This is a genomic window from Catenibacterium mitsuokai (assembly GCF_025148785.1).
Taxonomy (GTDB): Bacteria; Bacillota_I; Bacilli_A; order Erysipelotrichales; family Coprobacillaceae; genus Catenibacterium; species Catenibacterium mitsuoka.
Map to the genome: position 1 here is coordinate 307,802 of NZ_CP102271.1, position 18,764 is coordinate 326,565.

22 protein-coding genes are annotated in these 18,764 nt (G+C 33.9%); 15 read left to right on the forward strand and 7 right to left on the reverse strand.

Features of this window, described 5'->3' with window-relative positions:
• Nucleotides 1-139: 139 nt before the first annotated feature.
• Nucleotides 140-892, forward strand: a complete 753-nt coding sequence (locus tag NQ499_RS01460; protein ID WP_006507125.1) for a ChbG/HpnK family deacetylase — start codon at nucleotides 140-142, stop codon at nucleotides 890-892.
• 23 nt (nucleotides 893-915) lie between these two features.
• Here NQ499_RS01460 and NQ499_RS01465 read toward each other — a convergent pair whose 3' ends face one another.
• Both NQ499_RS01465 and NQ499_RS01470 read right to left on the reverse strand, forming a co-directional pair.
• Nucleotides 916-2,172, reverse strand: a complete 1,257-nt coding sequence (locus NQ499_RS01465; protein WP_006507124.1) for an L-cysteine desulfidase family protein — start codon at nucleotides 2,170-2,172, stop codon at nucleotides 916-918.
• A 38-nt stretch (nucleotides 2,173-2,210) separates the two neighbouring features.
• Nucleotides 2,211-3,407 (reverse strand): O-antigen ligase family protein, encoded by a 1,197-nt coding sequence (locus NQ499_RS01470; RefSeq protein WP_006507123.1) that lies wholly within the window; start codon nucleotides 3,405-3,407, stop codon nucleotides 2,211-2,213.
• A gap of 101 nt (nucleotides 3,408-3,508) precedes the next feature.
• Here NQ499_RS01470 and NQ499_RS01475 point away from each other — a divergent pair, with 101 nt between their 5' ends.
• Entirely contained in the window at nucleotides 3,509-3,925 is a 417-nt protein-coding gene (locus NQ499_RS01475) for a hypothetical protein (protein ID WP_040390262.1), read from the forward strand.
• A 20-nt stretch (nucleotides 3,926-3,945) separates the two neighbouring features.
• Here the strand turns inward: NQ499_RS01475 and NQ499_RS01480 are convergent, their stop codons facing one another.
• Nucleotides 3,946-4,812, reverse strand: coding sequence for a LysR family transcriptional regulator (locus NQ499_RS01480; protein ID WP_006507121.1), 867 nt, complete (start codon nucleotides 4,810-4,812; stop codon nucleotides 3,946-3,948).
• 102 nt (nucleotides 4,813-4,914) lie between these two features.
• Between NQ499_RS01480 and NQ499_RS01485 the strand changes: the two genes are divergently transcribed.
• From NQ499_RS01485 to NQ499_RS01505, 4 genes are all read left to right on the forward strand, one after another.
• Complete coding sequence (locus NQ499_RS01485) at nucleotides 4,915-5,604, forward strand: carboxymuconolactone decarboxylase family protein (RefSeq protein ID WP_155812888.1); 690 nt, start codon at nucleotides 4,915-4,917, stop codon at nucleotides 5,602-5,604.
• A gap of 2 nt (nucleotides 5,605-5,606) precedes the next feature.
• Entirely contained in the window at nucleotides 5,607-6,023 is a 417-nt protein-coding gene (locus NQ499_RS01490; RefSeq protein WP_006507119.1) for a cupin domain-containing protein, read from the forward strand.
• A gap of 699 nt (nucleotides 6,024-6,722) precedes the next feature.
• Nucleotides 6,723-7,370, forward strand: coding sequence for a flavodoxin (locus tag NQ499_RS01500; protein ID WP_040390260.1), 648 nt, complete (start codon nucleotides 6,723-6,725; stop codon nucleotides 7,368-7,370).
• 37 nt (nucleotides 7,371-7,407) lie between these two features.
• The gene (locus NQ499_RS01505) at nucleotides 7,408-8,277 is read left to right on the forward strand and encodes a diacylglycerol/lipid kinase family protein (RefSeq protein WP_006507116.1); all 870 of its coding nucleotides are present in this window, start codon (nucleotides 7,408-7,410) and stop codon (nucleotides 8,275-8,277) included.
• Here NQ499_RS01505 and NQ499_RS01510 read toward each other — a convergent pair.
• Nucleotides 8,251-9,111 carry a LysR family transcriptional regulator gene (locus NQ499_RS01510; protein WP_006507115.1) on the reverse strand — a complete coding sequence of 287 codons (861 nt, stop codon included), beginning with the start codon at nucleotides 9,109-9,111 and terminating at the stop codon, nucleotides 8,251-8,253. The two genes, NQ499_RS01505 and NQ499_RS01510, sit on opposite strands and share 27 nt — an antisense overlap.
• An 89-nt stretch (nucleotides 9,112-9,200) precedes the next feature.
• On the opposite strand from NQ499_RS01510, the gene NQ499_RS01515 reads away from it, so the two are divergent.
• Nucleotides 9,201-10,916 (forward strand): ABC transporter ATP-binding protein, encoded by a 1,716-nt coding sequence (locus NQ499_RS01515; protein WP_006507114.1) that lies wholly within the window; start codon nucleotides 9,201-9,203, stop codon nucleotides 10,914-10,916.
• On the forward strand, nucleotides 10,906-12,645 hold the full coding sequence (locus tag NQ499_RS01520; RefSeq protein ID WP_006507113.1) for an ABC transporter ATP-binding protein: 1,740 nt from the start codon (nucleotides 10,906-10,908) through the stop codon (nucleotides 12,643-12,645). The genes NQ499_RS01515 and NQ499_RS01520 overlap by 11 nt, the downstream gene beginning before the upstream one ends.
• A gap of 33 nt (nucleotides 12,646-12,678) precedes the next feature.
• Here the strand turns inward: NQ499_RS01520 and NQ499_RS01525 are convergent, their stop codons facing one another.
• Nucleotides 12,679-13,170, reverse strand: coding sequence for a hypothetical protein (locus tag NQ499_RS01525; RefSeq protein WP_040390259.1), 492 nt, complete (start codon nucleotides 13,168-13,170; stop codon nucleotides 12,679-12,681).
• A gap of 122 nt (nucleotides 13,171-13,292) precedes the next feature.
• Here NQ499_RS01525 and NQ499_RS01530 point away from each other — a divergent pair, with 122 nt between their 5' ends.
• From NQ499_RS01530 to NQ499_RS01545, 4 genes are read left to right on the forward strand one after another with little or no spacing between them, the layout of a single operon-like run.
• Nucleotides 13,293-14,009, forward strand: a complete 717-nt coding sequence (locus tag NQ499_RS01530; RefSeq protein WP_040390258.1) for an acyl-ACP thioesterase domain-containing protein — start codon at nucleotides 13,293-13,295, stop codon at nucleotides 14,007-14,009.
• Nucleotides 14,006-14,578 (forward strand): hypothetical protein, encoded by a 573-nt coding sequence (locus tag NQ499_RS01535; RefSeq protein ID WP_006507110.1) that lies wholly within the window; start codon nucleotides 14,006-14,008, stop codon nucleotides 14,576-14,578. Before NQ499_RS01530 ends, NQ499_RS01535 begins: the two co-directional genes overlap by 4 nt.
• A 12-nt stretch (nucleotides 14,579-14,590) precedes the next feature.
• Nucleotides 14,591-14,812, forward strand: coding sequence for a DUF3791 domain-containing protein (locus NQ499_RS01540; RefSeq protein WP_006507109.1), 222 nt, complete (start codon nucleotides 14,591-14,593; stop codon nucleotides 14,810-14,812).
• Entirely contained in the window at nucleotides 14,806-15,030 is a 225-nt protein-coding gene (locus tag NQ499_RS01545) for a hypothetical protein (RefSeq protein WP_006507108.1), read from the forward strand. Before NQ499_RS01540 ends, NQ499_RS01545 begins: the two co-directional genes overlap by 7 nt.
• Nucleotides 15,031-15,056: 26 nt before the next feature.
• On the opposite strand, the gene NQ499_RS01550 is transcribed toward NQ499_RS01545, so the two are convergent.
• Both NQ499_RS01550 and NQ499_RS01555 read right to left on the reverse strand, forming a co-directional pair.
• Complete coding sequence (locus NQ499_RS01550; RefSeq protein WP_006507107.1) at nucleotides 15,057-15,926, reverse strand: RluA family pseudouridine synthase; 870 nt, start codon at nucleotides 15,924-15,926, stop codon at nucleotides 15,057-15,059.
• Entirely contained in the window at nucleotides 15,923-16,726 is an 804-nt protein-coding gene (locus tag NQ499_RS01555) for a methyltransferase domain-containing protein (RefSeq protein ID WP_006507106.1), read from the reverse strand. The genes NQ499_RS01550 and NQ499_RS01555 overlap by 4 nt, the downstream gene beginning before the upstream one ends.
• A gap of 93 nt (nucleotides 16,727-16,819) precedes the next feature.
• On the opposite strand from NQ499_RS01555, the gene NQ499_RS01560 reads away from it, so the two are divergent.
• The 3 genes from NQ499_RS01560 (at nucleotide 16,820) to NQ499_RS01570 (ending at nucleotide 18,763) form a co-directional block, all read left to right on the forward strand.
• Nucleotides 16,820-17,365, forward strand: coding sequence for a TetR/AcrR family transcriptional regulator C-terminal domain-containing protein (locus NQ499_RS01560; protein ID WP_050772224.1), 546 nt, complete (start codon nucleotides 16,820-16,822; stop codon nucleotides 17,363-17,365).
• A gap of 91 nt (nucleotides 17,366-17,456) precedes the next feature.
• Nucleotides 17,457-18,428 carry an aldo/keto reductase gene (locus tag NQ499_RS01565; RefSeq protein WP_006507104.1) on the forward strand — a complete coding sequence of 324 codons (972 nt, stop codon included), beginning with the start codon at nucleotides 17,457-17,459 and terminating at the stop codon, nucleotides 18,426-18,428.
• A gap of 65 nt (nucleotides 18,429-18,493) precedes the next feature.
• Nucleotides 18,494-18,763, forward strand: a complete 270-nt coding sequence (locus tag NQ499_RS01570) for a hypothetical protein (protein ID WP_022425984.1) — start codon at nucleotides 18,494-18,496, stop codon at nucleotides 18,761-18,763.
• The last annotated feature ends 1 nt before the right edge of the window (nucleotide 18,764 follow it).

An 18,764-nucleotide genomic window follows, 5' to 3' on the forward strand; every position in this document is an offset into this window, starting at 1 on the left:
TTGTCTCGATTGACAACGTTTACACTATAGGGTAAACTATATATAGAAAGAAGTGATCCTGGCGGTATGATCTTATTATGTATTGTATATATATAATAAGTATGATAACCAGGATCATTTTTATTTAGGAGGATTTTTTATGAAGATTATGGTACGTGCTGATGATTTAGGTTACATCCGAGGTGTGAATTATGGTATCTATGATACAGTAAAGAAAGGTGTGATTAAGAATATTGGTTTCATGGTGAATATGCCTGATTCAGTAGAAGGCTATGAACTTGTAAAGGATTTAGATGTCTGTTTAGGGCAGCATACCAATGTATGTATTGGTACTCCTATTAGTGATCCAAAACTAATTCCTAGTCTTGTAGATGAGAATGGACAATTCAAATCAAGTAGAACATATAGACAAAGTAAAGAAGACTTTGTAGTACTAGAAGAAGCCATTATAGAAATAGAAGCACAATATGAAAGATTTAAAGAAATTACACATCAAGAACCTTCTTATTTTGAAGCCCATGCAGTAGCCAGTGATAATCTATTAAAAGGTATTGAAATTGTTGCGAAAAGACACAATTTAAAGTTCAACGATATTTCTTTTGATGGGACACCTGTTGATCTGGCAGGAGAAAAACTCTATATGCATATGGAGAGTATGAAGGAAGGCTATGATCCTTTTAAATCTTTTAAAGAAATGGTAGAGAATGCACATGATGATGGTTGTGATTTATTAGTTTGTCATCCAGGATACCTAGATGCACAAATACTACGTACTTCTTCTCTCACTCTTGATCGTACAAAAGAAGCAGAGATGTTATGTTCAGAAGAACTCAAAGACTATCTTAAAGAACATGATATACACTTATATACATATGATGAAATAGGACACTAAAAGCTGCCAATTGGCAGCTTTTACTATTCACACATAATTTTAATAATTTCCAGGTCAGTAGAAGCCATACCTTGACTTCCTAATACACCGATGTTATGGATTGTATTTTCTATACCCTTAGAAATAATACCATCTCCACCATAGAACTGCTGACCATTCATATACATATCATAACCAAGAATACCAGCTTCTACACTGACCGCAATCTTTGCAGCACAGCTTGCTTTAGCACCATCGCAGATAATACCAGAAGTAATAGCCAAGGCATTCACGATTGTATGATTCATCACTTCTTCACTTGCATCCTTTAAATAAGCAAGTCCTGCACCACATGCAGCACCTGCACTCACTGCACCACAGAAAGCAGATAAACGACCAATCTCAGTCTTTAAATGAATGGCTGTTAAGTTAGAAATCACAAGAGCACGATATAACTTCTCTTTATCTAAATGTTCTCTTTCAGCATAAATAATAAGAGGTACAGAGACAGTTAATCCCTGGTTACCACTACCAGAATTAATCACTACAGGTAGTTCACAACCATTCATTCTTGCATCACTACCAGCTGCTGCATAGGCCTTTAATAGACTTGGTAAATCTTTTCGAATCGCAATCACCTTACCAATATTAGCCCCATAATCACCGTGCATTCCTTCTTGCGCAATGGCAGTATTACATGCAATCATCTGATCTAATAACTCTTTTACATCATCAATCTCTACTTCTTTCGCAAAAGTATAAATATCATGCATAGTAAGAGTGAGATAATCTTCATCAATAGTCTGTTTCAATGCTTCTCCACATACAATAGTTTCATTATCCTTTGTCATTTCTACAATATGTGTATGTGTTCCCGCAATATGTACCATTGCTTCATGTTCATCATTAGATACAGTTAAACGAATATCTAAAGAATAAGGGGATTCTAAAGGCTGTACCTTAATAGAGGCACTCTTCATAAGTTCAGTCATCGCAATAATATCTTCTTCCTTCACATGACTAATAACCTCTAATTCGGCTTCTGCATCTCCACCTGTAATCCCAATACAGGCAGCTGTTTCAATACCTTTGTTTCCATGAGTATGAGGCACAATAACACTCTTAACATTCTTGATGATATTACCACTGACTTCAATCAAGATCTTATTTGGCATACCACCTAATGCCTTTCTTGCGAGACTTCCTGCATACGCAATTGCGATAGGTTCTGTACATCCCATGGCAGTTACGAGTTCCTTATTTAAGATTCTTACATAAGTCTCATAAAGTTCTTTATCCATTCTTTTTCTCCTTATTAAAAAGGCAATGAATCATTGCCTTATTGATCAATTTCTTTTCTATAAATGTCAAAGCTGCTTACTATCATCGCAAATAAGAATCCAGTTGATACAAAGAAGATAGTATAATCGAGTAATCCATGAATATAAATCATCACAATATAGCCTACAATTAAAGCAACAAGAGTAGGATTACACTTAGTTCTTAATAAGCGATATAAACGTTTAATATTTTCAATGAAGAACGGTGCAATCACTAATAATCCTATAATCCCAAAACATAAAACAGGATCAATAAAGATATTATGTGAATGCTGTGTAGGATGCCCATTATATTGTGCATAAATATGCCAATATGTCATAGGTCCTTCACCAAATAAGAAATGTGTCTTAATGTTTTGAATAGCAACTTCCCAGATATGTTTTCTTACCCCTAAGTATTTCACAATATTGCTCATACGTGGAATATATTGAGGTTTTGCGATAAAGAAACCAACACCAGCTGCACCTACAGCACAAATACCACCAAAACTCTTATAATTACGATTAAACAACAACATAATCGCAAGGCCACCAGCAAGTGCAGGCCATGCAGTACGACATCCTGTTAAATATAGACAGAATAAGTTAAGTAATGTAATTAAACCAATAATCACTATTTCTTTAATATGATTCATGAATCCATGATTATGAGTATACTTCAAGAACTTATAGAAGCAAATAGCCACAAAGAACTCAATCATCATTGCATAGTAGTTCGCATTAAAGAACATCGCATTCGTACGATACTGTGGTGCATTAAACACAACCAAATACCATCCCTCAAGATCAAACTGTCTTAAGATGAAGATATATTCAATAATAGCCCATACACTTGCAAATACACTTAAACCAATCACTATATTCAACATTGTATCAAATAGTTCTTCACTTGCATGACGTCTATATACAAGTGTCATACTATATAACATCAAATAACCTAATGATACACCAGCTCCTGGCCAGTTCTGATAAAAGACACTTGTTAAGAAAATAAGTGCTGAAAAGAAAATAATATATTTGCTTCGTTTTGTTTCTTCATAACCTTTCTTTACTTCACCCTGTTTAATCCATTTAAAGAATATAATTGCATGAATCACTACAGTAATATAGAAAGGAAGGAATATTGCGGCAATCGCAATAAGAAAATCACATTGCACAGAATCAAAACGTGACTTTAAGTTTTTAATAATATCCATGAGAACCCCCTTTAATTACATTCTATATTATACACGAAAAATCAAAAAAAATATTGTTTACTCACGAAATATTGGTAGAATACTCTATGGAGGTAGAATATATGAATATGAACACTTCATTCTTCTCTTTTAAGTCAGGATCTCCATTCATGATTATCCTATCTATTATATTAGGAACACTACTCATGGCTTATGGAATCTATGAAATCTTCTTTAAGAAAGATAAAAGAGAAATTAAAGGAATTTACCATGGTTATAAGAAAGTCAATAACTTATATTGTCGTCCTATCTTCCAGTATTCTTATGGTACAAAGAAGTATAACCAGGCATCTATCCAGGAATTTAAAGTAGAAAAGATTGAAAAAGATTATGTAAAAGGACAGGAATATCCTATTTATTTAGGGGAACAGGCGAATACATTCTATTTAAAGAAGAAAAGCACTTGGTCTAACTATTTATTAATCGTTGCAGGTATCTTATTCTATGTCAGTGCTATTCTAGGTTATCTAGGATTCTAAAAAGAAGTAGTTTTTAATTACTACTTCTTTTTCTTTTCTAATCTTTTTTCTACAGCACGATAAAGTGGTTCTAATAGTTTCTTATTCTTTTTCTTACATACAAGATAGAAACTATTAGTCGCTTCTTTATCTATGATTGGAATAATCTTTCTATTATCTGGCTTGCCATCTCTTTCTATAGATAAATTAGAAATAAATGTAGGAAGAGTAGAATTCTGAGTCAGATCCATAAATACTTCTCTATTATCCTGAAGAATAAAATGAGTATGAGGCTGTGTTTCTAAATGCATTGGATACCATACACCAATTCTAGAATACAACAGCATTGTCTGCCCATCTAGATTCTTAAAGAATAATGCTTTACTATCAGCAAGAGGATGATCAGGTGCTAATGAGAAATACAATGTTTCTGTATCATATAACTCATAATATAATTCTTTACTATCAGGAATCTCATTTAATACAACAGCTGTATATAAATCATTCTCTAAACCAGATAATAAGATATCTGGCATTTTTATTTCTGAAGAAATAGCCATATCTTCATATATCTTACTAGCATAAGGTACTAAGTCCCATAAAGGTGCAGGTGCGCATGATCCAATACTAATTGTATGAGTCATACGATCATATTCACGTACACGAGCAATCATATCATTTGCAGAAAATAATACCTTCTGTGCATAATCAACAGCCACTTTACCAGTCGCATTTAAAGTAATACGATTCTTTTCACGGTCAAAAATAGGAACCTGCAGTTCTTCTTCAAGTTTCTGCATGGCACGAGAAAGAGCTGGCTGAGAGATATGTAATGCTTCAGCCACTTTAGATAATGTTCCATATTTAGAAACAGCTAATAATTGTTCAACTTGTCCAATTTCAATCATTTAATATTCCTCCTCACTATGCACCCACATTATAGCATAATACAAAACTGGCATTGTACTTTTCTACTTATTATTTATAGAATACTTATAGAGGTGAAGACTATGAAATATACATTTATGGAAAATTTTAAAGACAAAGATCCAGAATTCTATGACTTTTATTCCCATTTTATAGGTGAAGAAGTAATCAATGATACTACTTTGGATGATAAGAGTCGATATTTATCTATTACTGCAGTACTTGTAGGCACAAAAGCTCATGATTTATTTGAGGATATGTTAGGTGATTTATTGAAATATCTCACAGCTGATGAAATCCAGGAAGTCCTTTATCAAGCCGTGGCCTATCTTGGTATTGGGATGGTTTATCCATTCCTCACTATTATGAATAAATATGTGAATAAACCATTAAAGAGTGCGTCTACCACAAATAGAGACAATCGTATAGAACTTGGTAATGAAAAACAATGTGAACTCTTTGGTGAACATATGAGAGGATTCCAAACAAGTGGTCCTGAAGAAGAACGCCATATCAAGAGATGGCTCGCAGGTAACTGCTTTGGTGATTACTATACAAGAGTGGGACTCACTGGAGCACAAAGAGAAATGATTACATTCTGTTTTCTATCAGCACTCGGTACTGAACCACAATTAAAATCTCATATTGGTGGAAACTTCCATGTAGGTAATGATGCACATTATCTCCTTAATGTGATTTCTAACTGCATGCCTTATATCGGTTATCCACGTACTTTAAATGCAATCAGATGTATACATGAAATGGAGAAATAATCATGAATTATACTTTAGAAGATATCCAGAAACAGAGTCCTTATCCTATTGGTGAATTGAATACAGCATATGCTAAGTATTTTGTAGGTAATAGTTATCTCTATCCTATTAATGATCAGGAAGTGCTTATTTCTAATGTTACTTTTGAACCAGGATGCAGAAACAACTGGCATATCCATCATGGTGCAGGACAGATCTTATTATGTACTGCAGGAAGAGGGTATTATCAGGAATGGGGAAAACCTGCGCAGGAACTCAATGTAGGTGATACAGTTTATATTGCGCCAGAAATCAAACATTGGCATGGTGCAGCACCAGAAAGCTATTTTGTACATATTGCAGAAAGTGTCCCAAATAAAAATGCTTCAAACCAGTGGCTTGAAGCAGTGGATGAAGAAGAATATCTAAAATTGAAATAAAACAAAACGATCAGGAAGGGAAGCCTGATCGTTGTTTATTTCAAGAGTTATTTTGAAGGGAGTTTAGGAAATTTTAGGGATCACTCTTGGCAAAAAGAAGCTTTAATTATTATAGGGAGTTGCTTTCTCTTTACAGGTACTATTATGCTTTTTATCTATGAACACATTGTGAACTCATTATTTTTTTCTAGGAAATATGTAATAATGAGGCACGATAAGGATTTTTTATGAAAAAATCAATCATTACATTCTTATGTTTGAGGTTAATCACATTACCAGGAATGGGGAAAACCTGCTCAGGAACTCAATGTAGGTGATACAGTCTATATTGCGCCAGAAATCAAACATTGGCATGGTGCAGCGCCAGAAAGCTATTTTGTACATATTGCAGAAAGTGTCCCAAATAAAAATGCTTCAAACGAGTGGCTTGAAGCAGTGGATGAAGAAGAATATCTAAAATTGAAATAAAACAAAACGATCAGGAAGGGATACCTGATCGTTGTTTATTTCAAGAGTTATTTTGAAGGGAGTTTGGAAATTGTTTTAGGGATCACTCTTGGTAAAAAGGAAGCTGTTATTATTATAGGGAGTTGCTTTCTCTTTACAGGTACTATTATGCTTTTTATCTATGAACACATTGTGAACTCATTATTTTTTTTCTAGGAAATATGTTATAATGGTGTCCGAGGAGGATTTTTTATGAAAAAATCAATCATTACATTCTTATGTTTGATGTTGATCACATTATCGGGATGTACTTATAATACCAAATATTCAGAAAGTGATGCCCCCTTAACTATTACAGGTGGTCTCAGTGATACATTGATTGTATATTATTCATTCAATGGAGAAGAACGTAAACTTGCTAAACAAGTACAGTCATATACTGAAGGGGACTTGCTTTGTTTACAGACTTCTAAGAAGTACTCTACAGACTATAAGAAGAGAATCAAAGAACATAGAAAAGAAAGAGAAGCTTACGCAAAAGCACTTAAAGAAAATAAACATGATTATAAGAATAAGCATGTATTAAAAACACTACCTGCTCTTACAAATCAGATTGATGATATTGATCAATACAAGACAGTGTATCTTATTTATCCATGCTGGGAAAAGGATGAACCTTTAATTATTGATTCATTCTGTATGGATTATGACTTATCAGGTAAAACAATTGTACCTATGTGTACAAGTGAAAAGAACTGGCGTGGCCATGTGAAATATTCCAGCAAGAAGAGTGTTGCTCACTTTAATAAGATGATACCAAATGCGAACTTTAAGCGCGCAAAGGCATTTTCTGATGTCAAAGGCGTTAAAGAGTGGCTAGAAACTATTGATATGATCTAGACTGGATACTGATCCAGTCTTTTTTTGGAGAACTATAATGAGACACATATTTTTACTTAAACCAGTGGATGATGATTATGATCATCATCCGTTTATAGAAACAATTAGAGAAGTGATGCAGGGTTATGATTATGATATATTCATGAGTACTTATCCTGATCACGCCAAGAAGATTATTAAACATTATAAAGAACCAACACGTTTTTATAGTGTTGGTGGTGATGGTATGTTGAACCAGGTGATTCAGGGACTTGTAGGTACACCTCATGAACTCGTCGTTATTCCTTATGGAACAGGAAATGACTTCTTTAAGATGATTTCTAAGAATAATGATTCTAAAGAAGTACTTAAAGCATCTTTAAAGGGTAAAACAATTCCTATTGATACAGTGTTAATGAATAATCGTTATTTTATTAATAATGCCTGTTTTGGCTGTGATAGTGTGATTGCAAATCATGTTCATGATGATGTGAAGATTCCTAAGATGTTTAAAGGACATCAATATGAGTATTCTATTCTAAGAAACTTTGTCCAATATCCATTTTATCCTATTAAGATGACAAGCCATGGAACACTATTGTATGAAGGTCCTGTTACTTTATGTGCCTGTGCGAATGCGAAATATTATGGTGGGGGTTATAAGATTGCTCCTCATGCCTCATTAGAAGATGGTCTCATGAATATTGTGATTCTTGATCAAATTAATAAAGGTCTCATTCCTTTATATATTAAGAAGATAGTAAGTGAAACACTTGATCAGGATAAACATGCTCATGTCTTTACTGTAGATGAAGTGGATGTAGAATCTCAGTATCCATGTAACTTAGATGGTGAAGAAGTAAAGGCTTCTTCTTATCATCTAGAAGTAAAGAAGAACAGTTTAAATCTTGTAGTTTTTGATAATTAAAGAAATAAATGTTTCTATGATTGGAGATAGTTCTTCTTTTCTTGTGATAAAGGCTGCAGATGTATAGAGACCCTTGTCTTTAAGTTTAGTATAGGTTTGTGAATTTAAGTCTATATATGGTATAGCCGCTTCAGGTATAATAACCACCTGATCAAGTATAGAACCCCATACTAAGGCAGTACGTATATCATCTGTAATAATAGGGATATGTGGCTGGAATTGGAGTTCATTTAAACAATAATCTACTATAAACTGACGATAACGTCTGTGAATCAAAACAGGATCATCTCGATAATCAATGAGATGGTTCTTTTTTTCATTCACAAGAGTAGAAGGTCCTACCGCAATCATTGGTTCAGGCTTAAATAAAAATGATTTCACATTCGTAGAATCAAATGGTGTTCTGACTAACGCAATATCTATTTCATGAGCGAGCAAGGCATCCATCATCTCATAGGTTGTTCCTTCTTTCATATGAATATCTAGTTTAGGATATTTCTTTCTAAACACATCCATATGCTCATGTGTAATTAAATAACCATTAGAAGAAGTAATCCCAAAACGTAAAATCTGTGTGGCAGCTCCTTGTACTTCTTTACTTGTCTGTTCATATAAATTCAACATCTGATTACATCTACGATAAAATAAGTGCCCTGCAGGCGTTAATGTGATATGACGATGTCCTCTCTCTATCAGTATTGTATCTAATTCTTCTTCTATCGCTTTTAACTGCATAGAAAGAGGAGGCTGTGAAATATGTAATACACGTGCAGCCTGCGTTATCGTCCCTTCTTCTACAATTGTCTTAAAGTATTTCATCTGTTTTAGTTCCATATGTATCTCCTATAGATTCTATATAAAATATATATTATACATATAGTATAAAACAGGATTATAATGTTGCAAGGACAGGGAGGAAAAATATGTATATAATGAAATATTTAAAGCCTTATAAATGGCAGGCCATTTCAGGCTTCATATTTAAACTTATAGAAGCATTTCTAGAATTATGTATACCAATGGCTGTAGCTCTTATTATTGATAATGGTGTTGCAGTACATAATACAAACTATATTACAAAGATGGCTTTTGTAGTCTTTGGTTTATCTACAGTAGGATATGCAAGTTCACTGGTGTGCCAGTACTTTGCATCTCTTACATCACAGGGTGTAGGTACACTTATGCGTAAAGATATGTATCGTGCAATCAACCGTTATGATTATCAGGATCTTGATATTATTGGTACACCTTCTTTAATCACAAGAATCACTAATGATATTAATCAGATTCAATTAGCTGTTGCCATGGTTATTCGTTTATGTTCAAGATCACCATTTTTAATCATTGGTTCTTTGGTTATGAGTTTTGTGATTAACTGGCAGGTAGCACTTATCTTTGTGATTGTCGCACCACTTATTGCGTTTAGTATTTACTTTGTGATGAGTCATACAGCGCCTATGTATTCGCATATCCAGCATATCCTTGATGAAGTATCACTCATCACAAGAGAGAATCTTTCCGGTGTCAGAGTCATTCGTGCTTTTAACCAGCAGGATAATGAACAAAAACGTTTTGAATCAACAACCACAAAACAAAAAGAAGAACAGATCATTGCAGGTAACCTCAGTGCTGTATTAAATCCAGCAACTACAATCATTGTGAACTTTGGGATTATCGCAATCCTCTATATCTCAGGCTTTAAAATCAATGCAGGTAGTATGACACAGGGAGAAGTCATCTCACTTATTAACTATATGAACCAGATCTTACTTTCTATGTATGTCTTTGCGAATGTTATTGTGATTTTAAATAAAGCCAGTGCATCATATAAAAGGTGTGCAGATGTACTAAGTCAGAAACCAGGTATTGTCCAAGGAATCAATGAGGCTCCAAGTGACTATCAGAACCTTATTACTTATGATCATGTTTCGTTCTCATACTATTCAGGTAATGCCTTAGCTGATGTGTCATTCAATATCCTTCCAGGTCAGACAATCGGTGTCATTGGAGGTACAGGTTCAGGTAAAACAACACTTATTAACCTGATCCCTCGTTTTTATGATGTCACTGAAGGTGAAATCCGTATCAAAGATCTTCCTATTAAGTCATACAAGTTTGAAGACTTAAGAAATATGATTGGTATTGTGCCTCAGCAGGCCACACTCTTTGGAGGTACAATCAGAGAAAATATGCAATGGGGTCATCCTCATGCTACAGATGAAGAAATCTATGAAGCATTAGAACTCTCACAATCTAAAGAATTCGTCGATAAGATGACAGAAGGCTTAGACACCTATATTGAACAGGGTGGTAAGAATGTATCTGGTGGACAAAGACAAAGACTCACTATTGCCCGTGCATTAGTCAAAAAACCAGAAATACTTATTTTAGATGATAGCGCCAGTGCACTCGACTTTGCGACAGATGCAAAACTAAGAAAAGCCTTAAGTACGCTTAATATGACAGTTATTATTGTCTCTCAAAGAGTGAGTGCTTTAATGCATGCAGATTCTATTGTGGTATTAAGCCATGGTGAAGTCGTAGGACAGGGTACTCATGATATGCTTATGAATACATGTGATGTCTATCAGGAAATTGTTATGTCACAGATGGAAGGAGGACAGAATAATGAAGAATAAAAGCACTTTAAAAAGACTTATGGCATTCTGTCGTCCTTATCGTATCTATCTTGTAGGTGCATTATTATTTTCTACAATTAATATTATATTCACTCTTTTGACACCAATCCTTATTGGGAAGGCCATTGACCAGATGATTTGTTATCATCAGGTTTTCTTCCAGGGACTCAGTCAAAAGATCTTTTCTATTGCATTCTCTGTATTGATGACTGCATTATTCAACTATTTCTTAGTTAGAGCATCTAATAAGATGACTTATGAAATCACAAGAGACTTAAGAACAGAACTCTTTAAACAATACCAGATCTTACCTCTTTCTTATATCGATTCTCATACACATGGTGATATGATGAGCCGTATGATTGCCGATATTGATCAGATTTCAGATGGTTTATTGCAGGGCTTTACGAACCTCTTTGGTGGTATTGCGACAATCTTAGGTACAATTGGTTTTATGTTATATGTGAATGTTAAGCTGGCTTTGATTGTTATTGTATTAACACCACTTTCTCTCATTGTCGCAACACTTATTGCGAAATATACATTCAAGTTCTTCCAGGAACAATTATCTATTCGTGGAGAAATGAGTGGTTTTGTAGAAGAAATGGTAGGAAACCAGAAAGTCGTCAAAGCATTCCAACATGAATCAATCAATGAAGAGAAGTTTGATGAAATCAATGATCGTTTATTTAAAAGCGGTGTTAAATCACAGTTCCTAGGTGCACTTGCGAATCCTTCTACACGTTTTGTGAATGCGATTGTTTATGATACAGTATGTATCTATGGTGCCTTTAGTGTCATTGGTGGTGGTCTTACAGTAGGTGGTTTATCTTCATTCTTGACTTATGCCAATCAGTACACAAAGCCATTTAATGATATTTCTAACGTATTTACTGAATTAGAAACAGCTTTAGCCTGTGCTGAGCGTGTCTTTAAGATTATTGATGAACCAGCTATTAAAAACCCAGAACATCCCGAGACTATTGATAATCCACAAGGTGTTATTGACTTAAACAATGTGAATTTCAGTTATACACCTGAAAGACCATTGATCACTGATTTTAATCTTCATGTCAATGCAGGTGAAACAATTGCGATTGTAGGACCTACAGGATGTGGTAAAACAACATTGATTAACTTATTAATGCGTTTCTATGATCCTCAAAGTGGTTCTATCTCTATTGATGGTATCAATACACAAACGATGGATCGTTCTTACTTAAGAAGTCTCTATGGTATGGTATTACAGGATACATGGTTATTTAAAGGTACTATTAGAGATAATATTGCGTATGGCTCAAATAATGCGACAGATGAAGAAATCATCGAAGCTGCGAAAAAAGCTCATGCTCATAAATTCATTATTCAGTTAAAAGGTGGTTATGATGCGATGCTTGCAGAAGAAGGCAGTAACTTATCACAAGGACAAAGACAGCTTTTATCTATCGCAAGAATCATGCTCGCAAATCCACCTATGTTGATTCTTGATGAAGCCACTTCATCTATTGATACACGTACAGAAAGACAAATTCAGGATGCTTTTGATACAATGATGATTGGTAGAACAACCTTTATTGTAGCCCATCGTCTATCTACTATTCAAAAAGCAGATCAGATTATTGTGATGAATGATGGACATATCATTGAACAGGGTAAACATGAAGAACTATTAAAGAAGAATGGTTTCTATCATAACCTTTACTATAGTCAGTTTGAAAAACCAGAGTAAACAAAAAAAGATTCCTCACGGAATCCTTTTTTATTAGCTTCTTCCTGTTACTGCTTTTCTTAAAAGCTGTTTATCAACCCAACGTGTCGAGAATCTAAAGTTCTTTTGTGCGAATACAAATGTGATTTCATTATTTGTATTGAAGTTGATTTTCTTCATCTTACGATAATCGATAAGAAGACGACCTACAAGCATATTTTTTCTACCAACTAATACAAGGTTCGCAATCTGCATTGAATAGATGATTGAATAAATAGCCCATACACTTAAAGCGTTTGAAATGTAGTTCATTTTGTGAGTATTGTATGTTGAAATCATAAAAGCGATACAACCAAATAATACTACAAAATAAAGTACTGTAAGACCAATATAAAAAGCCTTACCTGCAGGACTCATACAGAATTTTAATGAATGATCTCTTTTCTTAGATTTAATAATAGTTACAACTACATTTACAATCATATATGTAAAGTAGAGACCAACGAGTCCAACAAGAAATGCAAGTATAATTAAAACCTGATCCATTCTGTTCTCTCCTTTATTCTTCTTATAATTATACATTGAACTGTTCAATTTGGCTATACCCTATTTGTATGGACAAATGAAAAAGAAGAAGTATAATACATAAAAAAAGGGGGAAAATGAAAATGTATACACTTCATTACACAATACAGAACGATCAATGCGACTATACAGGTCGTTTAAGAGATGAAAATATTTTTGTCTATTTCTCACGTCTAGCAACTGCAGATGGTTCTCTATCAGGGTTCTATAAAGAATCCATGAAAGGGAAGTATGGATATGTTGTTTCTAAACAATCACTTATATTAACTGAACCTATTTATGAAGATGATGAAATTACTCTTACTACAGATATTGGACATTATTCCAATGTGATTTTTCCTCGATTCTACTATATAGAAAAAGAAGGTAGACGTATTGGGGAATGTCGTTCTATCTGGACTCTTATTGACCTAAAGAGACGTCGTATTACATCTCCTAAGCGTGCAGGACTCACTCTTCCTGATAATCCAGACTTGGTCAAAGAAGACCCAGAAACACTCTTTACGCAAGATGATAGACAATTAGTAAGTACTTATACTGTACCTTATAGTGATATAGATACAAATAGACATTTAAACAATACCCATTATTTACGTATCGCTTCTAACTTGATTCCAGTAGAAGCCTATGAAAATCATTTCATGGATTCTATTTCTATTAACTATAAAAAAGAAATACTCGCTCATCAGACAATTGAACTCTATCTCACTCATAGTGTTGATACTTATATCATTGAAGGAGATGTAGAAGGAGAAAACTGCTTTATTTTGAAAATCCATATGAAGGAGTATATAAAATGAAAAAAGAACTTCCTATCATGATTTTTCATAAAGACAATCAAGACTACTACGGTGGAGACCAGGATTGGTTTTCAGATGAATGGGCAAGACGTGCAGGATGTGCAAGTGTCTGTGCTGCAGATATGGCCTGCTTCTATGAACATAAGCTAGATATCTCTTATCCGGATTTTCTAGAACTGATGACAAAGATGTTTAAACTCAATACTCCAGGTATTATGGGTTTCCCTTATTTCTATAAGTTTGCGAAGAACTTTAAGAAGTATATGAAACATATTGGTTTAGATGTAGAACCTATTTATCAAAAGATTACTGAATCTCCTGAACAGGGTGTACATTTTGTGAAAACAGCTATTGATCAGGGTCATCCTATTGGTATGTTGATCTTAACTCATGAAGCACAAATTTTAGAAGAAGAAACATGGCATTGGATGTGTATTACTGGTTATGAAGAAACAGCCTCTGATACATCTATTATCTTCTCATCATGTGGTGAACGTGTATGTGTGGGTGCTTCTACACTCTTTAATAAGAGTCATAAGAATATTGTGAAACTTGTAACGTTTGATTAAGGTGAATTCATAATGCGTAAGGAAACAGAAATAACTTTCATGCAGACGAGATTAATTCGACTCGCTTCAGAAGAGTGGCATTTACCTGTTGAACAGGTTATTCACTTATTTAAAGAATATGATGTTCTTGGATATATTGAGATAGGTTATGGAATATTTAGTTGTGAAGGTGATGAAGCTGTTTTAGATGATATCACTGATTTCTTGAAAAGAAAGGGTGAGAAGATATGGTGAAACTTTCAAAGGAAAGAATGGATTATACCATAGATCTTCTTATTGCGATGGTGGTAGAAGAAATTGCAGAAGAAACAGGTAAAGATAGAAAAGATATATTAATCGATTTCTTGTCCTCTAAAACGGGTAAATTCCTCTACGATGAAACTACAAAACTCTGGTGGAGTGGACCTTCATACATCGCTGAAATGTATATGCAGGAAGTGAATAAACAATAATGAAAAGGAGATGTTGCCATCTCCTTTTAAAATTCCATAGGACTATATAAATCAATCTCAAGATGAGTAATAGGTTCTTCAAACTTGATATAGGCTGCATGAAGTGCTAAACGTGGATAATCAGAGCCTTCATTATAAAGGGAATCACCTAGAATAGGATGACCAATAGAAGCCATATGAACACGGATCTGATGCTTTCTACCAGTCTCTAGACGACATCTTACAAGTGCATGATCTTCCTTATTCTCTAGACACTGGTAATAAGTCACAGCAGAGATACCCTTAGAATGAACACGCATCTTAGAAGGACTATGTCTATCCTTACCTAAGTTCTGTTCAATCTTATATTCCTTACCTTCTTTGATATGACCCTCTACATAAGCCAGATATTCTCTTTGTATCTCTTTAATAGACAATGCATGATCTAGATAAGCCTGTATTAAATGACACTTACAGAATACTACTAAACCGCTTGTATCATTATCTAAACGATGAATATAACGAACAGGAATATCATATCCCTGTGTCATATAATAAGCACTCACTCGATTAGATAAGCTGTCTGTCTTATGAGGATCATCTGGATAAACCGCAATCCCAATAGGCTTATTCACAACAAGAATCAGATCATCCTCATATACAATATCTATATCCTGAAAGTCAGGGGCATATGTTTCATCATCATGTTCATAAGCAAGAACATCTAATACATCATTTGTATGAAGTATAGGATTCATATTAAATACATGATTGATTTTATAGTCTTTATTCTGTTTTAATAAATGAATTGTTTTGCGTGATAAATGCAGATCTGCCCACAAATCAGATAAAGGACGATTCTCATATTCTTCATCAATAGTGATAAGAAGATGCTGTCCTTGTTTCTTTATTCTCATGGACGATATACAGTGACTTTGATATCAATAGTGACATCAAGTGCTTCTAATGTATCAAGAACATCACGCTTTTCTTTCTTGATATGATAATAATGTGGTGTCATCTTTAAAAGATTTAATGCATCTTCACGATTCTTAATAGAAATAGTCTTTTTAAAATCATGACTCTCTAATACATTAAATGGAAGACGGATATACTTATCAGACTTAGTTCTTACTTCATCATAAATCAAATGTTTAATTTCAATTAAATGATCTCTATTGGCAGTCACATGGATAATATAACCATCCTCTTTAATACATCTAGCAAGTTCTTCCTGATTGACTACAGTGAACATTGCGGTAATAACATCCATAGAATGATCAAGTACTGGAATATTTTTAGAATTACCTACAATCCAGTGAATAGACTTATCATACTGTGTAGCCATTCTTACAGCTAACTTAGAAATATCTAAACCACAATAAGTATTCTCATCACCAAGAATCTGTTTCATACGATATGTATAATAGCCTTCACCACAACCTAGATCTAGGATATTTAAAGGACCTTCCTTCTTCTTGATTTCATTCACTACTTCAAAAAGAATAGGATCATAATAACCCTTATCAAGATAAGCTTTTCTCGCAATCAATGATTCTTTAGAATCACCTGGATTATTAGATGCCTTATCAGGATTTAAAAGTAGATTCATATACCCTTGACGGGCAATATCATAACAATGGTTATTAATGCATTTACATGTTTTACCTTCAATTTCTAAAGGTTCATGACATTTAGGACATGCAAGTATACTCATTTTTATTTACCTCGTTTCTATTGCTTATTCGCAATGATATAATAGCATACTTTACTTGAAAGTTGTAAAATTAATATGAAAGAGAGGAATAACATGAACATAAAAAAAGCTTTTTCTAACAGTCTTCTTTCACTTCTCTATAAGAAGCCGCTTTCTAAAATCACCATAGGAGACTTACTAGAGGATACTGAACTCTCAAGACAGACATTCTATAATCATTTTCTAGATAAGAATGATCTTATTGCCTATGTATATGATACAGTGATTGTGAATCAGTTTGATGAAGATATGTCTATTGACTTTAAATCATCACTCACTCAGACATTAATCAGCTTAAAGAAATATGAAACATTCGTTGAACAAGCCTGTTTAATAGATGGACAGAATTCATTGAAGGAGCATATGCTTTATCATTGTATAGCGTTCGATTTAAAATGGCATGAATATTGTATAGGAGAATCATTATCCAAAGAACTTAAATTTGCGACACTCTACCATACCAATGCCTCTCATAGTATGGTCCTTCAATGGATTCTAGATGGTATGAAAGAACCAATAGATGAACTTGTAGACAACATCAATCATATGCGTTACTTAGGTTTAAAGGATTTATTGAAAGATCATTCTCCATATAGATAATGACCGCTATTTGTCTATTTGTGGATAGAAGTACTTTTTTGTCTTTCGCTATTTATTCTTATATATATTATGATAAGTCCAGGAGGAAATTATGAGATATACACAGATTGGTTCATTAAAGGTTTCTAAGGCTTGTTTAGGATGTATGGGATTTGGAGATGCATCTCAAGGTATGCATTCCTGGACATTACCTTATGAAGACTCAAAAAAAATCATTTTCCATGCTTTAGAATCAGGTATCAATTTCTTTGATACAGCGATGGCTTATCAGTCAGGCACAAGTGAAGAATACTTAGGACGTGCTATTAAAGAATATGGACATCGTGAAGATGTTATTATTGCGACTAAGTATACCCCTAAGAGTGATGATTCTATTGACTCTAGAACATATCTTAGAGAATGTCTTAATAACAGTCTAAGAAGATTACAGACTGATTATATTGATCTCTATATCATGCATATGTGGGATTATAGAACACCTATTGAAGACACATTAGAAATACTTAATGACTTCATTAAAGAAGGAAAAATTAAAGAAATAGGTATTTCTAACTGTTTTGCTTATCAACTTGCAATGGCCAATACTATTGCGAAAGAAAGAGGCTTACAAGGCTTTGTAAGTGTACAGGGGCACTATAATCTGATCTTTAGAGAAGAAGAAAGAGAAATGAAGCGTTATTGTGATGAACAAGGTATTGCGATGACACCATATAGTGCACTTGCATCAGGACGTCTCGCAAAGCATCCTGGAGAAACATCACAAAGGCTTGAAAAAGATACATATGCGAAAGGTAAATATGATGCATCAAGTGATTTAGATTTAAAAATCATTCAACGTGTAGAAGAACTTGCATCAAAGCATCATGTTTCTATGAGTGAAGTATCATTATCATGGCTGATGTCTAAAGTAGCATCACCGGTTGTAGGGGCGACTAAACTTAAACATGTTGATACAGCTGTACTTGCGACAGAACTTGAATTAAGTGAAGAAGAAAAACAATATCTAGAAGAACCATACCAGCCACATCCACTCGTAGGTGTCATGGCAACGAATACTAAATAGTCACATTATTTGTGACTATTTTTGTGTTCTATAGTATAATAAATGAGATGAAGGAGGAGGTATTTATGGGACTATTTTCTAGAAAATCAAAGGTGGATTATGACCTTGTATTTAGAGAACAATATAAATCATTAAATCGTGTTCATCAGCAGGCTCGTGATGAATTAGATTACAAAGTAAAAGAATCATTAATGGAGGTTGTAGTAGAAAAATATCGTGAACTACTAGAACTCATTGATAAAGGGGCTAAACAAGATCCGAAACACTTTGAAGCATTAAAAAAGAATGCGGAAGATGAATTACAGACTATTAAGAATATTAATGAAGATGCATAGA

Excerpts from the sequence above, each read along its gene's own strand:
- NQ499_RS01545 (WP_006507108.1), top strand. The coding sequence starts at position 14,806 with ATGGTGAAACTTTCAAAGGAAAGAATGGATTATACCATAGATCTTCTT.
- NQ499_RS01550 (WP_006507107.1), bottom strand. The coding sequence starts at position 15,926 with ATGAGAATAAAGAAACAAGGACAGCATCTTCTTATCACTATTGATGAA.
- NQ499_RS01520 (WP_006507113.1), top strand. The coding sequence starts at position 10,906 with ATGAAGAATAAAAGCACTTTAAAAAGACTTATGGCATTCTGTCGTCCT.
- NQ499_RS01560 (WP_050772224.1), top strand. The coding sequence starts at position 16,820 with ATGAACATAAAAAAAGCTTTTTCTAACAGTCTTCTTTCACTTCTCTAT.
- NQ499_RS01540 (WP_006507109.1), top strand. The coding sequence starts at position 14,591 with ATGCGTAAGGAAACAGAAATAACTTTCATGCAGACGAGATTAATTCGA.
- NQ499_RS01505 (WP_006507116.1), top strand. The coding sequence starts at position 7,408 with ATGAGACACATATTTTTACTTAAACCAGTGGATGATGATTATGATCAT.
- NQ499_RS01480 (WP_006507121.1), bottom strand. The coding sequence starts at position 4,812 with ATGATTGAAATTGGACAAGTTGAACAATTATTAGCTGTTTCTAAATAT.
- NQ499_RS01490 (WP_006507119.1), top strand. The coding sequence starts at position 5,607 with ATGAATTATACTTTAGAAGATATCCAGAAACAGAGTCCTTATCCTATT.
- NQ499_RS01515 (WP_006507114.1), top strand. The coding sequence starts at position 9,201 with ATGTATATAATGAAATATTTAAAGCCTTATAAATGGCAGGCCATTTCA.
- NQ499_RS01465 (WP_006507124.1), bottom strand. The coding sequence starts at position 2,172 with ATGGATAAAGAACTTTATGAGACTTATGTAAGAATCTTAAATAAGGAA.
- NQ499_RS01570 (WP_022425984.1), top strand. The coding sequence starts at position 18,494 with ATGGGACTATTTTCTAGAAAATCAAAGGTGGATTATGACCTTGTATTT.
- NQ499_RS01525 (WP_040390259.1), bottom strand. The coding sequence starts at position 13,170 with ATGGATCAGGTTTTAATTATACTTGCATTTCTTGTTGGACTCGTTGGT.
- NQ499_RS01555 (WP_006507106.1), bottom strand. The coding sequence starts at position 16,726 with ATGAGTATACTTGCATGTCCTAAATGTCATGAACCTTTAGAAATTGAA.
- NQ499_RS01535 (WP_006507110.1), top strand. The coding sequence starts at position 14,006 with ATGAAAAAAGAACTTCCTATCATGATTTTTCATAAAGACAATCAAGAC.
- NQ499_RS01530 (WP_040390258.1), top strand. The coding sequence starts at position 13,293 with ATGTATACACTTCATTACACAATACAGAACGATCAATGCGACTATACA.
- NQ499_RS01565 (WP_006507104.1), top strand. The coding sequence starts at position 17,457 with ATGAGATATACACAGATTGGTTCATTAAAGGTTTCTAAGGCTTGTTTA.
- NQ499_RS01500 (WP_040390260.1), top strand. The coding sequence starts at position 6,723 with ATGAAAAAATCAATCATTACATTCTTATGTTTGATGTTGATCACATTA.
- NQ499_RS01475 (WP_040390262.1), top strand. The coding sequence starts at position 3,509 with ATGAATATGAACACTTCATTCTTCTCTTTTAAGTCAGGATCTCCATTC.
- NQ499_RS01460 (WP_006507125.1), top strand. The coding sequence starts at position 140 with ATGAAGATTATGGTACGTGCTGATGATTTAGGTTACATCCGAGGTGTG.
- NQ499_RS01470 (WP_006507123.1), bottom strand. The coding sequence starts at position 3,407 with ATGGATATTATTAAAAACTTAAAGTCACGTTTTGATTCTGTGCAATGT.
- NQ499_RS01510 (WP_006507115.1), bottom strand. The coding sequence starts at position 9,111 with ATGGAACTAAAACAGATGAAATACTTTAAGACAATTGTAGAAGAAGGG.
- NQ499_RS01485 (WP_155812888.1), top strand. The coding sequence starts at position 4,915 with ATGAAATATACATTTATGGAAAATTTTAAAGACAAAGATCCAGAATTC.